1 protein-coding gene is annotated in these 254 nt (G+C 63.8%); it reads right to left on the minus strand.

The window, feature by feature from the left end:
- A partial coding sequence (locus tag ODQ19_RS28110; protein ID WP_330211853.1) for an RHS repeat domain-containing protein occupies positions 1–254 on the minus strand: 254 nt, incomplete at both ends.

A 254-nucleotide genomic window follows, 5' to 3' on the forward strand; every position in this document is an offset into this window, starting at 1 on the left:
GTTGAGTTCGACGGTGGCGAGGTGGCCGCTTTTGTCGTGGTTGAAGGTGACGCGGTTGTTGTCCGGCAGGCACAGGTTTTTCAGTTGGCCGCAGGCGTCGTAGCCGTAGCGCAGGGTGCCCCAGCCTTGGTGTTCGGCGGTGAGGCGGTTTTGGCGGTCGTATTCGTAGGCCAACGCCCAGTGGCCGTCTCCGACGCTGAGGAGGTTGCCTTGGCGGTCGTAGGCATAGTCGACAACGCTGGCATCGGGCAGGG

The sequence above is a fragment of the Pseudomonas sp. AM4(2022) genome (genome assembly GCF_036346515.1).
GTDB classification, from domain to species: domain Bacteria; phylum Pseudomonadota; class Gammaproteobacteria; order Pseudomonadales; family Pseudomonadaceae; genus Aquipseudomonas; species Aquipseudomonas paracarnis.